Genomic DNA, 17663 nt, shown 5'->3' on the forward strand with positions numbered 1-17663 from the left:
TCCTACTTAACCGGCGCCTGAGGGTGCCGGTTTTTTTTGCGCTTCGGTTTATTTTTTCGCTTATTTGGGATAAAGTGAGGGTAAAACTTACTGTGTAAGGCACGGGCTGGTTTGAACTTAAAACTTAAAAAGAGATAACAGGAGCTAATCTACTCATGACGAACAACTTAGCGAGGACGGGGATTATCGACATCGGTTCCAACTCCATCCGTCTGGCGATTTACGAAGCTACGCCGGAAGGGGCTTACCGGCTGGTTAACGAGAACAAGGAATCCGCCCGGCTTAGCGGAAAAATCAACCGCGAAGGCATCTTGGAAGAGCATGCCATTCTCGGGATTGTTCCCGTCTTGTCCCAGTTTCGCGAAATCTGCGAGGTATACGGCTGCCGGACCGTACGCGTGGCCGCCACGGCGGCGATCCGGAACGCCGCCAACAGCGTGCGCATTGCGGAGCGCCTAAAAGCGGAAACCGGACTTGAGATTGAAATCTTAACCGGGGAACAAGAGGCGTACTTCGGATTTATCGGCGTGGCCGCCGGGATGGAGACGAAGGACGGATTCATTATCGATATCGGCGGCGGAAGCACCGAAATTACTTTGTTTCGCGATCGCCAGTTGCAGCACAGCGTGTCGCTGCCCATCGGAGCGGTGAACGCGCAATTGAAATACGGAGGCCCGGACCCTTGGGGGCAAGCCGATACGGCCAGGCTGCAGCAGGAAATCGAGCGGCTGCTGTCCGAGCATAAGTGGCTTGCGGAACACCCGGGACTTGAACTGATCGGCCTTGGCGGCACCATCCGGACGCTCGGCAAACTGGATCAGCGCAGGCGGAAGTACCCGGTCCGGCTGGCGCACCACTATCGGCTGGATGCCGAAAGCCTGGCGTATTACGCCGATCTGCTGCCTTACCTGCCGCTGGAGAAACGCAAGGCGCTCGACGGGCTGCCCAAATCCCGGGCCGATATTATCGTACCCGGGATGATCCTGCTGCAGACCGTCTTCCGCCATACCGGCGCGGCTTGCTGCGTTGTGAGCGGGACCGGGCTGCGCGAGGGCCTGCTGATGGATACGCTCGGCATCGGGGTGCCCGAGCCGGCGGAGGTGCTGGCCCGGCAGGCCTACGGCCTGCTCGCTTTCCATGCCGGGGCGCCGCTCGGCCATTTCCGGCAGGTCAGCCGGTTTGCCGAGCGGCTGAGCGCCGTCATGGAAGCGGGAGGACCCGCGCCGGAGAAGGCGGCGGAGACGCGCCGGCTGCTGTTCGCCTCTTCGATGCTCTACAAAATCGGCGGAGCGATCCGCTATCACCAGTACGACAAACATACGTCATACTGGCTGCTTCACGCGCCGCTGGGCGCCCTGAGCCATCGGGAAGCGGTGCTGTGCGCGGCGATCGTCGACTGCGCGGCGGGAGGCGGAAAGAAAGGAATCGATGGCGAACTGGAACGGCTTCTGGAGGAGGGCGACCCGGAGCGGATTCGCGAACTCGGTTCGCTGCTCGAGATCGCGATCGCGCTGGATGCCAGCGAAACGCAGAGCGTGGAGATCAAGGAAGCCCGGCTGCAGGACGGAGCATTACTGCTCCGCTTAAAATGCCGCAGCCGGGCTTATCTGGAAACGAGCCGGCTCGAGGGCGCGGCCAAAAGCTTTAAGAAGGCCTGGAAGCTCAGGTTGGAGTGGGAGTTGATTCCTTCTTCCACTTGCTGATATCCAGGGCGTCGAACTGGCTCCGGCGAGGCGGATGCGCGCGGACGGCGGGGACATACTTGCCGTTCTGAACAAGCTGCTTCGCCTTGACGTTGTCGGCCAGGGAAAGCATCAGCACCTGCATGAGCGTTGTGCGGGTTTCATCATTGAGAACCGGGCACATCAGCTCCAGCCTGCGCGTCAGATTGCGGGTCATCCAATCCGCACTCGACAACCAGACCTCCGGTTTGCCGCCGTTTTCGAAATAATAGATCCGCGAATGCTCGAGAAACCGGTCCACAATGCTGACGACCCGAATCCGTTCGCTTAAGCCCTCGATTCCCGGACGGAGGCAGCAGACGCCGCGGACGATCAAATCGATATTGACGCCCGACCGGGAGGCTTCATACAATTCGTCGATCATCTCCTGATTGGACAAGGAATTCATCTTCGCGATAATCCGCGCCGGCCTTCCCGCGGCCGCATGCTCCGCCTCGCGGCGGATCAGCGAGAACAGGCGGTCCTTCATTCCCGTGGGCGCCAGCGTAAACGCCTTCCAGTGGTCGGCCTCCGAATAGCCGGTAATCAGATTAAACAGCTGCGAGGCATCCTCGCCGATTGCGGGATCCGCCGTAAACAATCCGATATCCGTATACAGTTTCGCGGTGATATCGTTGTAGTTGCCGGTTCCTACATGTACATACCTTGTCAGGTCCCGCCCTTCCTGGCGGACGACAAGCAGGATTTTGGCGTGGGTTTTCAGGCCCACCAGGCCGTATACGACGTGGCAGCCCGCTTTTTCCAGCGTCCGGGCCCAGGCGATATTCCGCTCCTCGTCAAACCGCGCCTTCAACTCTACGACGACGGTGACTTGCTTCCCTGCCTCGGCCGCGCGGGCCAGCGCCTGAATGAGCGGGGAATTGCCGCTGACGCGGTACAGCGTCATTTTGATCGCCATGACCGCCGGGTCTTCCGAAGCCTGGGTGATAAAGTCGGTGACGGCCTCAAAGCTTTCATAGGGATGGTACACCAGGACATCCCGTTGTTTTAATACCTCGAAATAATCCTCGCTCATCTCGAACTCTCGGGGATAGACCGGCTCGATCTGCGGATACCGGAGCTTCGGATACCCTTTGACCGCGGACGGGAGCTTGCCGAGAAAGCCGAGGTCCAGCGGTCCGTCGATTTGAAAAATCGCGTCGGTGATTTCAAATTCCTCCCGCAGCACTTCCAGCGCGTAAGGATGAATCCCCTTCTGGATTTCAAGCCGGACGGGCGCCCCCCAGCGGCGTTTGCGGAGCTCTTTTTCGATTTCCTCGAGCAGATCCTCGGCCCCTTCCTCATCCAAAGCCAAATCGGCGTTCCGGGTCACCCGGAACTGATGGACGGCCAGCGGGGTATACCCGCTGAACAGCGTGTGAATATGGTGCTGAATGACCTCTTCGATCAGGATAAAAGATTGCTTTTTGCTGTTGGAATGATGCGGCAGAGGGATAATCCGCGACAGGTTGGACGGGATTTGCACGATTGCAAAATAAGGCTCCCGTTCTTCTTCCTCCAGGCCCTGCGCCGGCAGGGGGTCCCTCGCCAAAACGACCGCCAAATACACGAATCCGGTATGAACCAGCGGGAACGGGCGGCTCTGATCCACGGCCATCGGCGTCAGCACCGGAAATATAATGTCGTGATAGTAGGTCTCCATCGACTTCCGTTGGGTGGAGTTCAATTCCTCGTATTTGAGGAATTGAATGTGTTCCTTGGCGAGCTGGCGGGTTAAATCCCGGAAGGTTCGGTACTGCTCGCCAACCATAGCCGAAACCCGGGTAATCAAGCGTTTATACAACCCGGCCGGCGTATAGCCCGTGAAGTCGGTTTTGGTGTAACCCGCCCGGATTTGATCCTGAATGCCCGCCACGCGAACGCTCATAAACTCGTCGAGATTGCTGGACACGATCGAGAGAAATTTGGCTCTTTCCAACAAAGGCGTGTCCGGATCCTTCGCTTCCAGCAGAACCCGACGGTTGAATTCAACCCAGCTCAAGTCCCGGTTCAAATAGCGGGACCCTTTATTTTTATTTTCAGCAAGCGCCATTCCTGCATGACCTCCATTTGCCTGAAAACTCTCTTTTCTTAATAGAAACAATTAATGTTAGTTGAACTATTGATTTGCATAATAGACAGCGGCGTAAAGGTGGGTTACTTTCACACGCTTGACCTGCAGCTAAATGTTTGATTCGAATTAAAGGGAATTCTTCCCGTTAATTTGGTGTGTACACAGCTGCAGAGGGAAATTAGCTGGAAAACCTCCCGTTAATTCGCCTGAAATTGCGTATATCGGCAATAGGGCCGCGAAATAGATGGAGTTTTTCCAGTTAAATCCGGTCGAGGGGCCAAGAACGATACATTAACGGGAAATTTTCCCGTTAATATGCAGACTCCGACGGCGGGACTTTATATCTATAGTTTTATTTTACTATGCCGGCAGGAAACGAAATGCCTCATTATGTAAACGCAGTGTAAAAATTATAACTCTATGTAAAAATTCCTCCCGATTTTTGCGCTTTTTCTTGTTAAATTCAGCAAGAAAGAGGGTAATAGATATTTATAGCATTTATTGGCGTACGCGCCACTGTAACTTTTCTAGAGAGGATGATGCATGTATGGCAACGAATCATCAGACACATCGTTTGGATGCTGCGCGAAGAGAGACGTTTACCCGGGCATCCCTACGTCAGTTAAGGGACAGCGGCCGAATTCCCGCGGTCATCTATGGAGCGAACACGGAGCCGCTGCCGCTTCACGTGGATTTCAAGGAGCTGGCCAAAATCTCCAGGACCGGACGGGCGGAGGTGTTCGAGTTAAAGCTGGACAGCGGGGAAACCTACCCGGTTCTGATCAAGGAAATCCAGCAGCGCGCGGGTAAAGTGGTACATGTCGATTTTCAACAAGTCTCCAAAAACAAACCGATCCGCGTCAAAGTCCCGTTGAATCTAACCGGAACGGCTCAAGGGACGAAGGTAGGCGGCGTCCTGCAGATGCAGTCGACGGAGCTGGAAGTGGAAGGGCTGCCGGATGATCTGCCGGCCGAAATCGACGTGGATATCTCGCATTTGGGCACCGGCGACAAGCTGACGGCCGCGGACGTGACCTTGCCGGCGGGAGTTACGCTGGTCGGAGCGGAAGAAGAATTGCTGGCTTCGATTGTGCTGCCGCGGGTGGCGGAAGCGGATCTGACGTCGCCGGATGCGGCCGAAGAGACGGAGCCGGCGGACGAGAAATAAACGGGTATCGGACCTGGTTGTCAGGGCGGCGCGGTCTTCATGGCTGCGCCGTTTTTTTGCGTCTTCCTTCATCCGCCGAAACATGGACAGGCGAAATCACCGTTGGTTTTGAACCCCACACCCCTAACTCTCTCAAACTTGACGAATCTGTCATTTGTAACTAGAATGGTTGCATGATCTAGGAGTTATACTATTTTATTAGAAGAAAGAAGGGGTTTGGGTGCCACCGAAAAAGACAGGAAATGCCATGACGCAGCGAAAAGCGGAAGCGGAGAGGCAGGCGCAGCAGCAGCGGCGGAGACGGGTGATTTGGTTCTCCACCGTGGGGGTTCTGCTCGTATTGATTATCGTTGTGCTGTCCTTGGATCCGAAGCCGAAGGCGAAGGTTGCTTCGTTCGACTACGAGAATCTGCCGATGCTCGGCCAAAGCGACGCGCCGGTGAAAGTGGTGGAATTCGGGGATTTCAAATGCCCGACCTGCAAAATGGCCAACGAAACGATCAAGACGCAGCTGGTCAGCGACTATATAGATCAAGGAAAGGCCGCTTTTTACTTTATGAACCTTCCTTTTATTGGTAAAGACTCGATGACGGCGGCCCTCGCGGTACAATCCGTCTACCACCAGAACAAGGACGCCTACTGGCCTTATTTCGACGCCATCTTCAGCAAGCAAGGCGACGAACGCACGGAGTGGGCCACGGTCGATTTCCTGGTCGGATTGGCGGAGGAACTTAAGCTTGAAGTGGACTACGAGCAGCTCCGCAAAGATATCGAGAACAAAACCTATCAAAAAGAAGTGGACAAACAGTACGCCAAGGGGGATGCCTTGGGGGTCGACAGCACGCCTACCTTCTTTATTAACGGACAGGAGTTTGCCGGAAATGTCGGCAGCTATGACGAGTTTAAGAAAGCCATCGAGGAAGCGATCGGCGAGTAATGGGGAGGAATCGGCGGATGCGTTCTTTTTTCAGGAATTACGGCATTTATCTCGCTTGGCTGGTCTCGCTGGTGGCTACCGCGGGCAGTTTGTATCTAAGCGAAGTGCTGCACTATGAACCGTGCCGGTTATGCTGGTTTCAGCGGATCTTTATGTACCCGCAGGTGATCATTCTGGGGATTGCCGCCTACCGGAACGACCGTTCGGCCGTCATTTATGCCATTCCTCTCAGCGTTATCGGCGGTTCCATTTCGCTATATCACTACGCGGAGCAAAAGATCCCGGCGCTGTCCAGGCTGCTTCCGTGCAAAGTAGGGATTCCCTGCAATTTCGACTATTTGAACTGGTGGGGATTCGTGACGATTCCGTTTATGGCGTTAATCGCCTTTATTTTGATCATCGTATGTCTCTCCGCCGCCCGCAAGGGTACCGCGGATCAGCCGGAAGCTTAACAACAAGCGGCGCCCTTTGTCCGTCATGGACCGGAAGGGCGCCGCTTTGTCGTTGGCGGGCGAAATTAGGCATTTAATTCGTTCCAATGAAGTGAACGCGGCGAGTTCTGTTCATCCGCCTGCTGCCGCAGAAACGCATAGTGCCTGCCGCCCAACTCGCTGATGCGTTCAGGCTGGGCGAGGACAAAGTAAATCCCGGCGATGCAGGCCTGAAAATATTCGTGCCAGCTGCGGTATTTGGCGTACGCGATTTTGAAGAGCTTGTCGCGGAATACGTCGGCTTCGCCCCGGATTTGGAAACCGACTTTGGATGCCGAAACAAACAGGGTCAGATACAGTGCATAGTCAAAGGCGGCGATGCCCGAAAAGGTGAGGGTCTCCATATACGGACCGGCGTGAATCATCCGGTTCTTGAGCGGATCGGTTTCCGGCAGGCTGCGAATATAGGCACGGCGCGTGCTCTCCGGCAGACCGGAAAGGGTGTGCGCCGCCCGATTGAAGTCCTCCCGGTATCCCGTATACAGGAGCCACTTCAGCTTTTCCGTACAACGGTAGGATTCATCGGCGCCCCAAAAATCGAGCCAATCATGATGAAAATAACGGGAGGATCTCGCAAAATGGCGGAAGTTTCCGATCCCCGCATCATGAAACGGATCGGATATAAACAGGGGAGCGGTCATTTTCTCGATGAGGGCACGTTTTTTTAAAACCATATTCTTCGCCTCACACTTCTTCCGTATTCGAGGTATCCGAGGATCAGGCTGCGTAGTCCGATAATTACGCAAATCGCGATCGCCATCATGCAATGCCAGATGCTGTCCGCCCCCCTCGGATTCCGGATTTCAATAACCCGGGGGATCCAATCCGGCCCAAGCTCCTGGTCTTCCGCCGTGAACCAGCTCAGCACCCCGGAAATAGCCGCCCCGGCGCTTCCCCAACTCAGAGGCTCCGCGTATTCCCGCGAACCGGAGGCTTCTCTGATCAGGACTTCCGCCAGGGAGTCTCGCAATTTCCCCGGACCGAGCGTATCGATATACCCCGCCACCTTAACTGTCCTTTCTTCATTCTCGCTCAAAAGAGGCTTCGAGACCACGGCGAGTTGTTTTCCTTCGAAATTCGCCTGGTATACCCGAGCATCCGCCGATCCGTATTTCTCGGGATTAAGAAAAGCGTAATTCGCGTCCTGGTAGGCGACGACTTCCTCATCCCTCAAGGTTAGGAATGTATATTTTCCCAACTCAAGATCCCGCAGATCGGTCAGTTCCAGAGAGACCAAGGTGCCGGACTCCATGTCCTCCAATTGATGAAGGCTGGATACAGGAACGGGTGCCCCGGTGACGCTATCGGATTTGGAATATATAAAAAGCCCAACAATAAGCAGCAAGCAGACGAGGACCACCAAAGCATGGTTTCTGATTTTCCGGTTTTGAGTCCAGGCTGTTTTCCGCGGCTCGGGCCGTTTTTTGGCGGCGGGGGGTTGACTGGCGAACGCGGCGGCTTGTCCGTACAGCGCTTCATAGGTATGCAGCGCTTCTCCCTCTCGGCCCAGATGCATCAGCGATTGAGCCAGCAGCAGCTTGCTTCCCGTATGTCCCGGCCAACGGGCAAGAATGAACCTGCATATATCCTCGGCTTCGGCGAACCGACCGCTAAAGAATAAGGTGCGGGCTTTTTGAACATAGCCGTCGGATTCCTCCGGCGCCAATTCGATCCGGCGCTCAAACCGGGCCAGGGCGTGACGATCCTCGCCTACCCGAAGTTCGTATTCCCCAAGCAGAAGGAGCAGATCGGGATCGTCCGGGAAAAGGGCGTACGCTTGCTGGAGCGCTCTTCCCGCGGTTTCCAACCGATTCTCGGCCAAGGCTTGTTGTCCCTTATCGCGGTAATCCAGATACAGATCCATGTTGAGAATTTCGGCCGACAACAGCGGCTCGTATCGGAGTCCGGGGGTTCGCAGCTGCCTGATATAATAGGCCGTAAAAGAAGGGTCCTGAGAAGGCTCGAATCCGTTCGTCGCATCCCCCTCGTTCAGCATCTCTTCGAGGCCGAACGAGGCCTCCAGGAGCTCCCAAATTTCCGTCGGAAGGAACCGCCGCTCAGCCAAGAACGCCGGCAGTTGAACGGCGATTTCCCGCTTAAACCTCATATTCCACATCACATCGGAATTCAACAGTTCAAGCCATTCCCCTCTGGAAATGCGCGCAGGAAAATAATCGTAAATTTCCGCCGCCCGCTGCATAAATTCGGCCACGGTATGGCAGTTCCGAATATAGGGAAGCCGGTCTTCGTTCTCGATTTCCGGAAACGCCCGGTCTCTTAAGCCGCCGCCTTGTTCCTGCTCGTTCACCGTATCCAGAGGAAGCGGAGGGAGCGGAAGCCTGGGCGGAGGAACCAGGACGGACCCTCCCGGTTCTTCCGGATCTTGGTCGCTGTCCGGGGGAAAGAAGGTCCGGCGGTTCCAGCCTGTCGTTTCCCGCTCGGACGGATCATCCGCAGGGATCAGCGGCGGTATGCGGACGGGTGGGACCAGCGGGCTTTTTCCGGGTTCTTCTTCGGTATGTACATCGGGTTCGTAAACCACGCGGAGGAGTTTCGGACCCCCCTTCTCAGGGGGGGCCTCCGCAGGGATTCCGGCAAACCCTCCGTTTGCCGGCTCGCCGCTAAACTCGGATTCGCTTTTGGCGGCGGATTCCTTTCTTTTGGCATAGGCTAATGCCGCATCGAAGGCTTCCCGCAGCGCTTGATAGCCAGCGGGGTCATCTTCCGGGTGGTGAAGTTTCAACTGAGCGGCGTATGCGCGTTTGATGGCTTTTACGTCCGTGGTCGGGCTAATTTTCAGCCACTTCCAAAAGCTCATTAAAACTCCGTCCACCTTTCAAGCGAATCCAGCTTCTGCTTGAACAGGGCGGCTTGTTTCTTGATCTCTTGCTCGTTTTGGGAGGCGAGTACGCGTTCGAATTCAAGGATAAGGTCAGCGATATATTCCCGTCTTTCATGAAGGGCTTCTTCGTATAGCCGTTCCCCTCGCGCCAGCAGCAGGCGGTTTTCGCTGCGGTCGCGGGGGTGGATTTTCAAATGCTTCAGTTCCTCAAGCCGGGCCTGGATTTGTTCCGGGGAATATTGGCCCGGATTCTTCTCGATGATCATCGTTTTCTTCTCGCCGGTTTTGACCGTGGTGACCTCGACCTCCAGCACGCCGTTAATATCGTAGGTGTAGCGAAGATCGATGCTTTGCTCACCGGCCGGAGCCATCGGAATTTGAATGGTCAGATCGCCCAGGTGCACATTGTTTTCGACCCGCCGGCTTTCCCCTTGATAAATGCCGACGGTAATCGCGGACTGGTTATCATGAACGGTATAAAGGCGATCCACTTTGCTGACCGGAATCGGAGTGTTCCGTTCAATAATCGGAAGAAAATAGCCGTCTTCGATCCGGCCGCCGTCAAACCGCTTAATAATGTCCGTGCCCAGCGTGAACGGGCAGACATCGGTCAAGATCATCTCCTGCAAGCTGGCGTCGCGGTCTTTCAGCGCGACCTGAATCGCCGCGCCCAAAGCGACAGCTTCGTCGGGATTGATATTGGAGTAAGGCAGGCGGCCGAACATTTTGCTAACTACGGACTTAATTATCGGCATCCGGGTGGCTCCCCCGATGAGGATGACCGCGTCCAAATCTTTCGGCGCCAGCGAAGCGTCGCGCAAGGCCCGTTCTATCGGATTGCGCAGCCGAAGCAGAAGCTGGCCCGCCAGCTGTTCGTACTGGTTCCGGTCGAGGGTCAGCCGGTAGGTCTTGTCCCCTTCGGTAAAGACCATCTCGCCGGTATTGCCGTTGCCCAGGGCGATTTTGCATGTTTCCGCCTGTTTAAACAGGGCCGACCGGGCTTTGCCCGACAAATTCACAAAGTCGATGCCCTGATTCTCCACAAAGTAGGATAACAGAATGTCGGTGAAATCCTCGCCGCCCAAATAATTGTCTCCGGCGATGGATTGGACCTGCATGACGCCTTCGAACAATTCGAGAATCGATACGTCAAATGTGCCTCCGCCCAGGTCAAACACAAGGAACCGGGTATCCGCCTCCTGCTGATGAAGTCCGTAGGAAACCGCAGCGGCGGTAGGTTCGCTGATCAGACGCTCCACGTGAAGACCGGCCAGCGCCGCGGCCCGGAGCGTCGCTTTGCGCTGAGTGTCGTTGAAATAAGCCGGAACGCTGATGACGGCCTCTTCGATCTCTTCATTTAAATAGGCTTCGGCGTCCGCCTTCAAAGACCGGAGTATAAAGGAAGACAGGTCTTCGGGAGAAAAAGAATATTTGCCGATCTGGTACTGCTTGTCCGTCCCCATGTAGCGCTTAAAGGTCGAAGCGGTCAAGTGCGGATGCGTGATGCTTCTCTCCTTGGCGATCTGCCCTACCAGAATTTCGTCGTTGTCGTCCAAGCTGACGACGGATGGCGTAAGATGGGAACCCAACGAATTGGGAATGATCACCGGACCGTTTTCGGTCCAATGGGCCACCAAGCTGTTGGAGGTTCCGAGGTCGATTCCGATTTTTGCCATAATGTACCTCGCTTCACTGATAAGTTTTCATTTTAATTATCGGTCTGAAAGTAAGAAATTGTAACGATACTCTCCTCGCGCATTTCTCATTATAAACTGTTACACAAGTGGTGAACATTTCCAAGGGGCGATTTGAAACATTTCCATTGATTTTTCGTTCAGTATTTATGGAGGTGTTACTATTGATCAGACACAAGAAATGGCTCATTTCCGCCCTAGTGGCCGTACTCGCACTTTCGCTGGCCGCCTGCAGCGGAAAGAACAACGCCCCGGAGAAGACCGCTCCGCCCGCGAATCAAGCCGACACAGACCATGCGGAACCAAATCGGAACGACTCGGAGACATCAATGGAAGCGAAGCAGGGAAAAGGGGTCTGGGTTGGCCTGATCGACAATCATTCCGCCGAAATCCAGGTGGATGGGAGCCCGGAAGCCTTCCAATTGAATCAGGATGTACAGGAACTGGCCGCCGGATTAAAGCCGGAGGAGTCCGTCGAATTTGAATATGTGGAGGAAAAGGTTGAGGGAGACGATTCCCTGATCCAGAAGACGATCACCAAACTGGCCAAAACGGGCGGGGAAAATCCGTCCAAGTCCGGCTCCGCCGGGCAAGCCTCCGCGGGGGATTTGCCGGCCGAGCGCACCATTGAGGTCGAACTTGAGGGCATGAAGGAGGGACGAACCGCCAAGCTGGTTGAAGGCAGTGACTATGCCTTATACGCTTTTGACGGCTTTACCTTCGATGCTAAGGAGAACAAGTTAAAGATGGATTACGACAACGATTATTTCGTCGAAATCGTCAAGCTGCCGTCCGATTACAGCCTGGACCAAATTACGGCGGAGGCCAAACAAGAAATGGCCGAAACCGGCAAGGTCGAAGAGCGGAAAGGCGAACAAATCCATGCTTCCATGCGGGACGCGTCGCTGTTTCTGGTTGCCGGCGGCGAGAAGGTAACCAAGGAGTACATCCTTAAAGAAGTGGACGGCCAAGGGTATGTGTTCAAAATAAACATGCCGCACGGCGAAGCTTCGGAGGGCTTTGGCCCGCTGGCCTTCGCTTCGCTGAATACGATTGTGAACCGGTAGGGCTTTTCTAAGAATATTTCGTCAAGGGGTTGGGACACTATACGAGGATGAAGCTATCCTAATCCCAGGACGAAAGGAAGAAAACCATTGCTTCTAGGCGCTCATGAAGCCCATGAACTCAACGAACTCCTGCTCGGCTGCACCAATTCCATCCAAAGTATGGCCTTGTTTCTAAACCAGGCGCAGGATCCGGAACTTCGGGAGATGATTTCCCGCCATTACGCCGTCCATGTTCAGGATTACAATATGAAAGTGGAGTTTGCGACGAACCGGCACGGTTCCCGGGACCAACTGAACGTACCGCAATTGACGATGACACCGGGCATGCCTACCCCCGGAACTTACACCCCGGTCCAGCCTCAAGTCAAGTTGACGGGCCTGGACGACAGGGGGATTGCGACTTCGTACCTGTTGACCCTGAAGCGGAGCGGACGGGAGTATGCCTGGTCCGCCTTCGAATGCTCGACGGTTCAATTGAGAGTCTTTCTGGAGGACGCGTTCCGGATGTGTTCTCATCAGGCTTATGAGGTATGGAACTATATGGTTCGTAAAGGCTGGTACATGATGGCCACGGCTCCGGACCAAACTTTGCAGACCATGGGCCAAATGTATCGCGAGGTGCCTTATCACGAGCCGATGAGTGTGTATCGTTAACAGACGGTTTATGCCGCAAAAACGGCCCGTTCTTTCCAAGTGAAAGGGCGGGCCGTTTTTTTTATTGGGAGTACTGTTTGCGGAACTTTTGCGGTGAACAGCCGTTCTTAATCGTAAACCGGTTGGAGAAATAAGGAGCATGCCGGAACCCGACATACTTGGCGATTTCGGACACCGGCCATTCGGTTTTCAGCAGCAGCAGTTTGGCCTGCTCCAAACGGTAGTGCAGCAAATATTCATGCGGGGTCATGCCGTAAACCTGCTTTAGGCACCGCGTTATGTAGTTATAGTGAAAATGAAGGGCTTCGGACAAGGTTTCGCCGGTAATTTCGGAACGATAGTGGTTTTTGATATACGCCTCCGTCTGTTCGGCCACAGTGACGACGGGAGAGGCATACTGCTCCAGTTGGCGTAAGTCCATCATGCGGACCAGTTCGTCGAACGTCTGTTGACCGGACCAATAAGCGCTCGATTGACGCTCGGTCGTATAGGCAAGCAGCTTGTCCATTAAGCGGTAGGTTTGAGCGGGATAAGGCAGATGCCAGTGCTTCGGGAGCTGAATGGAATAAGGCGCCGTCCCGTAGATCCGGATATGCTCCTCAGGCTGATAGAGAGCCGGCAAGCTTCCCGCGGCCGATTCCTGCCAGGGACATACGGTTTGGAAATGAAGCCAGTAGAAGGAGCAGCGGTCTTCGCAAGGTTTGAACCCGTAATGGTAGCGGTCCGGCAGCAGCAGCAGCGTTTCCCCCGGCCCCAGCTCCCAGCGTTTCTCTTCCTCCCCAATAAACAGGGTCCCTTGCTCCACCAAAAGCAGGTCGAATACGCCGAGATTTTTCCGGTTCGGATGCTGGTCTCCAGCGGCGTAGACCGTATGACCGCATTCCAGAAAATAGGGAGCGGGCGGGGCCGGAATATGAACGATATCGGCGGCTTTGATCATCGGGTCTCTCCTCCTTGGTTTGTGTGAAATATTATAAACAACAGGTTGGAAGCGCTTATATTATTTATTAAATATATAAGCTAGAATGAAATCTGTCAGTATGATTTTTCGATAAAAGGAGGAGTCTCCAAGATGGTCAAAAGCGCGAATACGGCTTACGCGGCTCGAGTGCCGCTGCATCAGGTGCACATTCAGGATGAATTTTGGAGTTACTATATTAATCTGGTACGGGATGTCGTGGTCCCCTATCAGTGGGACGCCTTGAACGACCGGGTCAACAGTGCGGAACCGAGCGGAGCCGTACGGAATTTTAAAATAGCGGCGGGGCTGGAGCAGGGCGATTTTTATGGGATGGTCTTTCAGGACAGCGATATCGCCAAATGGCTGGAAGCGGTAGCTTATTTGCTGGAATCGAAACCCGATCCGGCATTGGAGGACATCGCCGACGGTTTGATCGATATCATCGCGATGGCTCAACAGGAGGACGGCTATCTCAACACCTATTTCACGATCAAGGAGCCGGGGCAGCGCTGGACCAACCTGGCGGAGTGCCATGAGCTGTACTGTGCCGGTCATATGATCGAAGCGGGCGTAGCTTACTACCGGGCCACCGGAAAAAGAAAGCTGCTCGACGTCGTCAGCCGCTTCGCCGATCATATCGACAGCGTGTTCGGCACCGATCCGGGGAAGCTGGCGGGGTACGACGGCCACCAGGAGATCGAGCTCGCTTTGATCAAGCTGTATCAGGCGACGGGGAATGAGCGCTATCTGCGGCTCGGCCGTTATTTTGTGGATCAGCGGGGACAGAAGCCGAGCTTCTATGCCATTCAGCTGGAGGAGCGCGGAGGCAAGACCCACTGGCCGGGCAATGTGGCGCTGGATTTGGAATACAGCCAGTCCCATGTCCCGGTGCGGGAACAGGATAAAGCGATCGGGCACGCCGTCCGCCTGCTCTACATGCTGACCGGCATGGCCGATGTCGCCGCCGAAACGGGTGACGACAGCCTGTTTGCCGCGTGCCGGCGCCTGTGGGACAACATCGTCACCCGGCAGATGTACATCACGGGCGGCGTGGGCTCCATGCCGCAGGGCGAAGCCTTCTCCTTCGACTACGATTTGCCGAACGATACGGTCTATGCGGAGACCTGCGCCTCTATCGGCCTGATCTTTTTCGCCCAACGGATGCTGCGGATCTCGCCGGAAGCGCCGTTTGCCGACGTGATGGAACGCGCCTTGTACAATACGGTGGTTGGGGGCATGTCCCGGGACGGGAAGCACTTCTTCTACGTCAACCCGCTGGAAGTGGACCCTAAAGCGTGCGGAGGGGCCAACCGCAAGTACGACCATATCAAACCGGTACGCCAGGAATGGTTCGGGTGCGCCTGCTGCCCTCCGAATGTCGCCCGCTTGTTGGCCTCCTTGGGCGAGTATATTTATACCGTGCACGAAGGCACCCTATATACTCATCTTTATATCGGCGGCGAGGCGCAGTTGGAAGTAGGCGGCGGTAAAGTGAAGTTGAAGCAGGCGTCGAATTATCCGTGGGACGGCAAGATTCGGCTGGAAGTAGAGCCGGATGGGGCAGCGGGATCGTTCGCGCTGGCGTTGCGGATTCCGGGCTGGTGCAAGCGCGCGTCGCTCAAACTCAACGGTTCGGCCTATCCGCTGAACGATCAAACCGTCGTAAACGGGTATGTGCGGATCGAGCGGGAATGGGCGGCCGGCGATGTTGTGGAGCTGGATCTGGAAATGCCGGTGCAGCGGATTTACAGCCATCCGCTGGTCCGCGCGAACGCCGGAAAAGTCGCGCTGCAAAGAGGCCCGCTCGTCTACTGCCTCGAGGAGGCCGACAACGGCGCCAACCTGCACGAGATCGTGCTGCCTCGCGAGGCGGAGCTTACGGCGGTTCGGGAGGAACAGCTTCTCGGCGGCGTGGTCACCGTTCGGTCCGAGGCCGAGAAGCTTCGCGAAGAGGATTGGACGAACGGGCTCTACAGCCCGGAAGCCGTCCCAGGGACGAAGCCGCACCCGGTGAAGTTCATCCCGTACTACGCCTGGGCCAACCGGGGCGAAGGCGAAATGACCGTGTGGGTCAGAGAGCGTTAACAGAGCGAATAGGTGAAGGAAACAGGCCCGATTGCCGCCCGAGTGTGCGGCGGTCGGGCATTTTTGCGTTTTGGCGGTCGGCATGGCGGGGTGTGGATGCTGAACGAGCGGTAGCCTGAGACCTTTTGACAGCCGGACGGGAGGATAAGGGCTTTTTGAGGCGTTATTTTGTCGAATTTGTCCCTTCGGTGAGAAATAGCGGTCATTTGGGGCCTTATTTTAGGGAAAAGCGGGCCGAAACCTGATTTTTGGACCCGTATCAGTGAAATAAGGTCCTTTTTGGCCGCTATTTTTCCCTAAAACGCAAATTGGGTCGAAATAACGGCCCAAAACGCCGCTATTATAGCCGGCGGCAAGAGAGATTGCGAATAGGCGGCACCAGGTCAGGTTTCATGCAACGCCAGTGCCCAAAAGGCACCTACCTATCGCAGAGGGCGGCTAGGGGAATTTCAAGGCGTCGGATTTGGTCCGCCCGGCCGAGGCGAAATGTCCGATTGAGGCAATATAGAGAGTGGTCAGTCTACAGACTATTGTAATCCCCGCAAGCGGGTCCGCAGCAATACCAGCAGTACGACGAGATTCCAAACGGCGCAGCCTAGAAAAACGACCGCCGAGCCGTACCAGGCAATGATCCATCCGGAAGCATACACGGCAATCGGCATGCCGACCCGGAACAAAGTGCCGGTAATGCCCGCGATCCGGCCCATTAACGGAGCCGGGGTTTGCTCCTGCCGAAAGGAGTAAACGCAGACACTGTGGACGGTCGAGCCCAGCCCGGTCAAAAACAAGGCGATTAAGAATACCGGCAGTCCGTCGGTAAGGAATAACAGCAGATAACCTGCGCCGCTGATAAGGATGGACGCGGCGTACAGTTTGCCGAGACCGAGGCGCAGGCGCATTTTTCCCATGAAGAGACTGGCCGCAAGTCCCCCCACTCCGGCTGCCGACAGGACGACGGCCAACCCCGAGGAAGACAGCTTCAATTCATCTTTGGCGAAAAAAATCACGGTCGTGTTGACCACGGTCGAGCTGCAATTCAGAAAGATGACGAAGACGGTCATCATCCACAGTGGGGTGTTACTTTTGAAGGCGGTCCAGCCTTCCGTAAACGCCTTGGCCAAGCTGGGCCGCGTTCCGCCATCGGCATGCTTCTCTTCCAGGCGGAGCCGGGTGAACAGAAGCATGCACAAGCCGTAACAGCCCGCGGTGATCAGCAGCCCGTCGGAAATGTCCGGCAGCAGCAGGATCATGGCCGACAACGCCGGCCCCATGATGCCGACGAGCGTTTCGGCAAAGGATAATTTGGCGTTTGCCGAGGTAAGCCGGTGCGTAGGTACGGTCAGCTTGGTCAGGCTGGTCTGGGCGTTGAAGTAACCGTAATTGAACGTCATCAGCAAAAAGCCGATCGTGTAATACAGCGGCAGCACATGGGTGCCCGAGCGGAAAAACAGAACGAATCCGATCAGAAGCAACGCCTGAAGACCGATCATCCAGAGTACCCAGCGCTTTTTGTCGACACGGTCCACCAGTACGCCGATGAACAACGCGAAGAAGAAATTCGGCAGCAATTCGGCGGTTTTCATACTGGACATCGCCACGGAGGAATGCGTGATGTCATACATCATCAACGGTAATATGATTTCATACAGCTTACTGCCGAATGACAAAAGCAGCACGCTGCAAAGAATCACGAGAAAAGGGCGGCTGGACTCTAGCCTGTTGGATACGTTTAGCGAGGACGAAGTGTGGCCTAGCGATTCGGCCGGCTCAGTTTGTAAAGCGGGATTAAAGTCGTTATTCATGCGGCTACCTCCAACAATCAAATCAATTAAACTTGTTCCATTGTAGCTCCCGGGACCGGCGAGAAAAATGGAAGGTTTGGCGCGTTGGATTTCCACTTTTACCGAAGATGAATTGTAAAGCGATCGGAGGGGGAGTGAAAGCGATGGATAGATCCGCGTGTAAAGCT

General features: G+C 55.4%; 13 protein-coding genes. 7 read left to right on the plus strand and 6 right to left on the minus strand.

Going from position 1 to position 17663, the window contains the following annotated elements; all coding sequences use genetic code 11:
• Positions 1–155: 155 nt before the first annotated feature.
• Positions 156–1703, plus strand: a complete 1548-nt coding sequence (locus FRY98_RS08340) for a Ppx/GppA phosphatase family protein (protein WP_148451314.1) — start codon at positions 156–158, stop codon at positions 1701–1703.
• Here FRY98_RS08340 and ppk1 read toward each other — a convergent pair.
• Positions 1663–3774: a polyphosphate kinase 1 gene (ppk1, locus tag FRY98_RS08345; RefSeq protein WP_148451315.1), complete on the minus strand. Its 2112-nt coding sequence runs from the start codon at positions 3772–3774 to the stop codon at positions 1663–1665. The two genes, FRY98_RS08340 and ppk1, sit on opposite strands and share 41 nt — an antisense overlap.
• A 568-nt stretch (positions 3775–4342) precedes the next feature.
• On the opposite strand from ppk1, the gene FRY98_RS08350 reads away from it, so the two are divergent.
• From FRY98_RS08350 to FRY98_RS08360, 3 genes are all read left to right on the plus strand, one after another.
• The gene (locus FRY98_RS08350) at positions 4343–4963 is read left to right on the plus strand and encodes a 50S ribosomal protein L25 (protein ID WP_148451316.1); all 621 of its coding nucleotides are present in this window, start codon (positions 4343–4345) and stop codon (positions 4961–4963) included.
• Between the two features lie 220 nt (positions 4964–5183).
• Positions 5184–5900, plus strand: coding sequence for a DsbA family protein (locus FRY98_RS08355; RefSeq protein ID WP_148451317.1), 717 nt, complete (start codon positions 5184–5186; stop codon positions 5898–5900).
• A 17-nt stretch (positions 5901–5917) separates the two neighbouring features.
• A complete protein-coding gene (locus FRY98_RS08360; protein ID WP_148451318.1) occupies positions 5918–6352 on the plus strand; it encodes a disulfide oxidoreductase in 435 nt (144 codons plus the stop codon).
• A gap of 65 nt (positions 6353–6417) precedes the next feature.
• Here the strand turns inward: FRY98_RS08360 and FRY98_RS08365 are convergent, their stop codons facing one another.
• Genes FRY98_RS08365 through FRY98_RS08375 form a run of 3 tightly spaced genes read right to left on the minus strand, consistent with a single transcriptional unit; the run spans position 6418 to position 10909 of the window.
• Positions 6418–7065 carry a DUF1266 domain-containing protein gene (locus FRY98_RS08365; RefSeq protein WP_148451319.1) on the minus strand — a complete coding sequence of 216 codons (648 nt, stop codon included), beginning with the start codon at positions 7063–7065 and terminating at the stop codon, positions 6418–6420.
• The gene (locus tag FRY98_RS08370) at positions 7056–9209 is read right to left on the minus strand and encodes a J domain-containing protein (protein ID WP_148451320.1); all 2154 of its coding nucleotides are present in this window, start codon (positions 9207–9209) and stop codon (positions 7056–7058) included. The genes FRY98_RS08365 and FRY98_RS08370 overlap by 10 nt, the downstream gene beginning before the upstream one ends.
• Positions 9209–10909, minus strand: a complete 1701-nt coding sequence (locus tag FRY98_RS08375; protein ID WP_148451321.1) for a molecular chaperone HscC — start codon at positions 10907–10909, stop codon at positions 9209–9211. Before FRY98_RS08375 ends, FRY98_RS08370 begins: the two co-directional genes overlap by 1 nt.
• Before the next feature lie 182 nt (positions 10910–11091).
• Here FRY98_RS08375 and FRY98_RS08380 point away from each other — a divergent pair, with 182 nt between their 5' ends.
• A complete protein-coding gene (locus FRY98_RS08380) occupies positions 11092–11994 on the plus strand; it encodes a hypothetical protein (RefSeq protein WP_148451322.1) in 903 nt (300 codons plus the stop codon).
• 87 nt (positions 11995–12081) lie between these two features.
• Entirely contained in the window at positions 12082–12648 is a 567-nt protein-coding gene (locus FRY98_RS08385; protein ID WP_148451323.1) for a spore coat protein, read from the plus strand.
• A gap of 61 nt (positions 12649–12709) precedes the next feature.
• On the opposite strand, the gene FRY98_RS08390 is transcribed toward FRY98_RS08385, so the two are convergent.
• Positions 12710–13588 (minus strand): helix-turn-helix transcriptional regulator, encoded by an 879-nt coding sequence (locus tag FRY98_RS08390; RefSeq protein WP_148451324.1) that lies wholly within the window; start codon positions 13586–13588, stop codon positions 12710–12712.
• 132 nt (positions 13589–13720) lie between these two features.
• Here FRY98_RS08390 and FRY98_RS08395 point away from each other — a divergent pair, with 132 nt between their 5' ends.
• Positions 13721–15694, plus strand: coding sequence for a glycoside hydrolase family 127 protein (locus FRY98_RS08395; RefSeq protein ID WP_148451325.1), 1974 nt, complete (start codon positions 13721–13723; stop codon positions 15692–15694).
• Positions 15695–16221: 527 nt separating this feature from the next.
• Here FRY98_RS08395 and FRY98_RS08400 read toward each other — a convergent pair.
• Positions 16222–17496 carry an MFS transporter gene (locus FRY98_RS08400; protein WP_148451326.1) on the minus strand — a complete coding sequence of 425 codons (1275 nt, stop codon included), beginning with the start codon at positions 17494–17496 and terminating at the stop codon, positions 16222–16224.
• Positions 17497–17663: the final 167 nt, after the last annotated feature.

This window comes from Paenibacillus faecis (assembly GCF_008084145.1).
Lineage (GTDB): Bacteria > Bacillota > Bacilli > Paenibacillales > Paenibacillaceae > Fontibacillus > Fontibacillus faecis.

Excerpts from the sequence above, each read along its gene's own strand:
- FRY98_RS08340 (WP_148451314.1), top strand. The coding sequence starts at position 156 with ATGACGAACAACTTAGCGAGGACGGGGATTATCGACATCGGTTCCAAC.
- ppk1 (WP_148451315.1), bottom strand. The coding sequence starts at position 3,774 with ATGGCGCTTGCTGAAAATAAAAATAAAGGGTCCCGCTATTTGAACCGG.
- FRY98_RS08350 (WP_148451316.1), top strand. The coding sequence starts at position 4,343 with ATGGCAACGAATCATCAGACACATCGTTTGGATGCTGCGCGAAGAGAG.
- FRY98_RS08360 (WP_148451318.1), top strand. The coding sequence starts at position 5,918 with ATGCGTTCTTTTTTCAGGAATTACGGCATTTATCTCGCTTGGCTGGTC.
- FRY98_RS08365 (WP_148451319.1), bottom strand. The coding sequence starts at position 7,065 with ATGGTTTTAAAAAAACGTGCCCTCATCGAGAAAATGACCGCTCCCCTG.
- FRY98_RS08370 (WP_148451320.1), bottom strand. The coding sequence starts at position 9,209 with ATGAGCTTTTGGAAGTGGCTGAAAATTAGCCCGACCACGGACGTAAAA.
- FRY98_RS08375 (WP_148451321.1), bottom strand. The coding sequence starts at position 10,909 with ATGGCAAAAATCGGAATCGACCTCGGAACCTCCAACAGCTTGGTGGCC.
- FRY98_RS08390 (WP_148451324.1), bottom strand. The coding sequence starts at position 13,588 with ATGATCAAAGCCGCCGATATCGTTCATATTCCGGCCCCGCCCGCTCCC.
- FRY98_RS08395 (WP_148451325.1), top strand. The coding sequence starts at position 13,721 with ATGGTCAAAAGCGCGAATACGGCTTACGCGGCTCGAGTGCCGCTGCAT.
- FRY98_RS08400 (WP_148451326.1), bottom strand. The coding sequence starts at position 17,496 with ATGAATAACGACTTTAATCCCGCTTTACAAACTGAGCCGGCCGAATCG.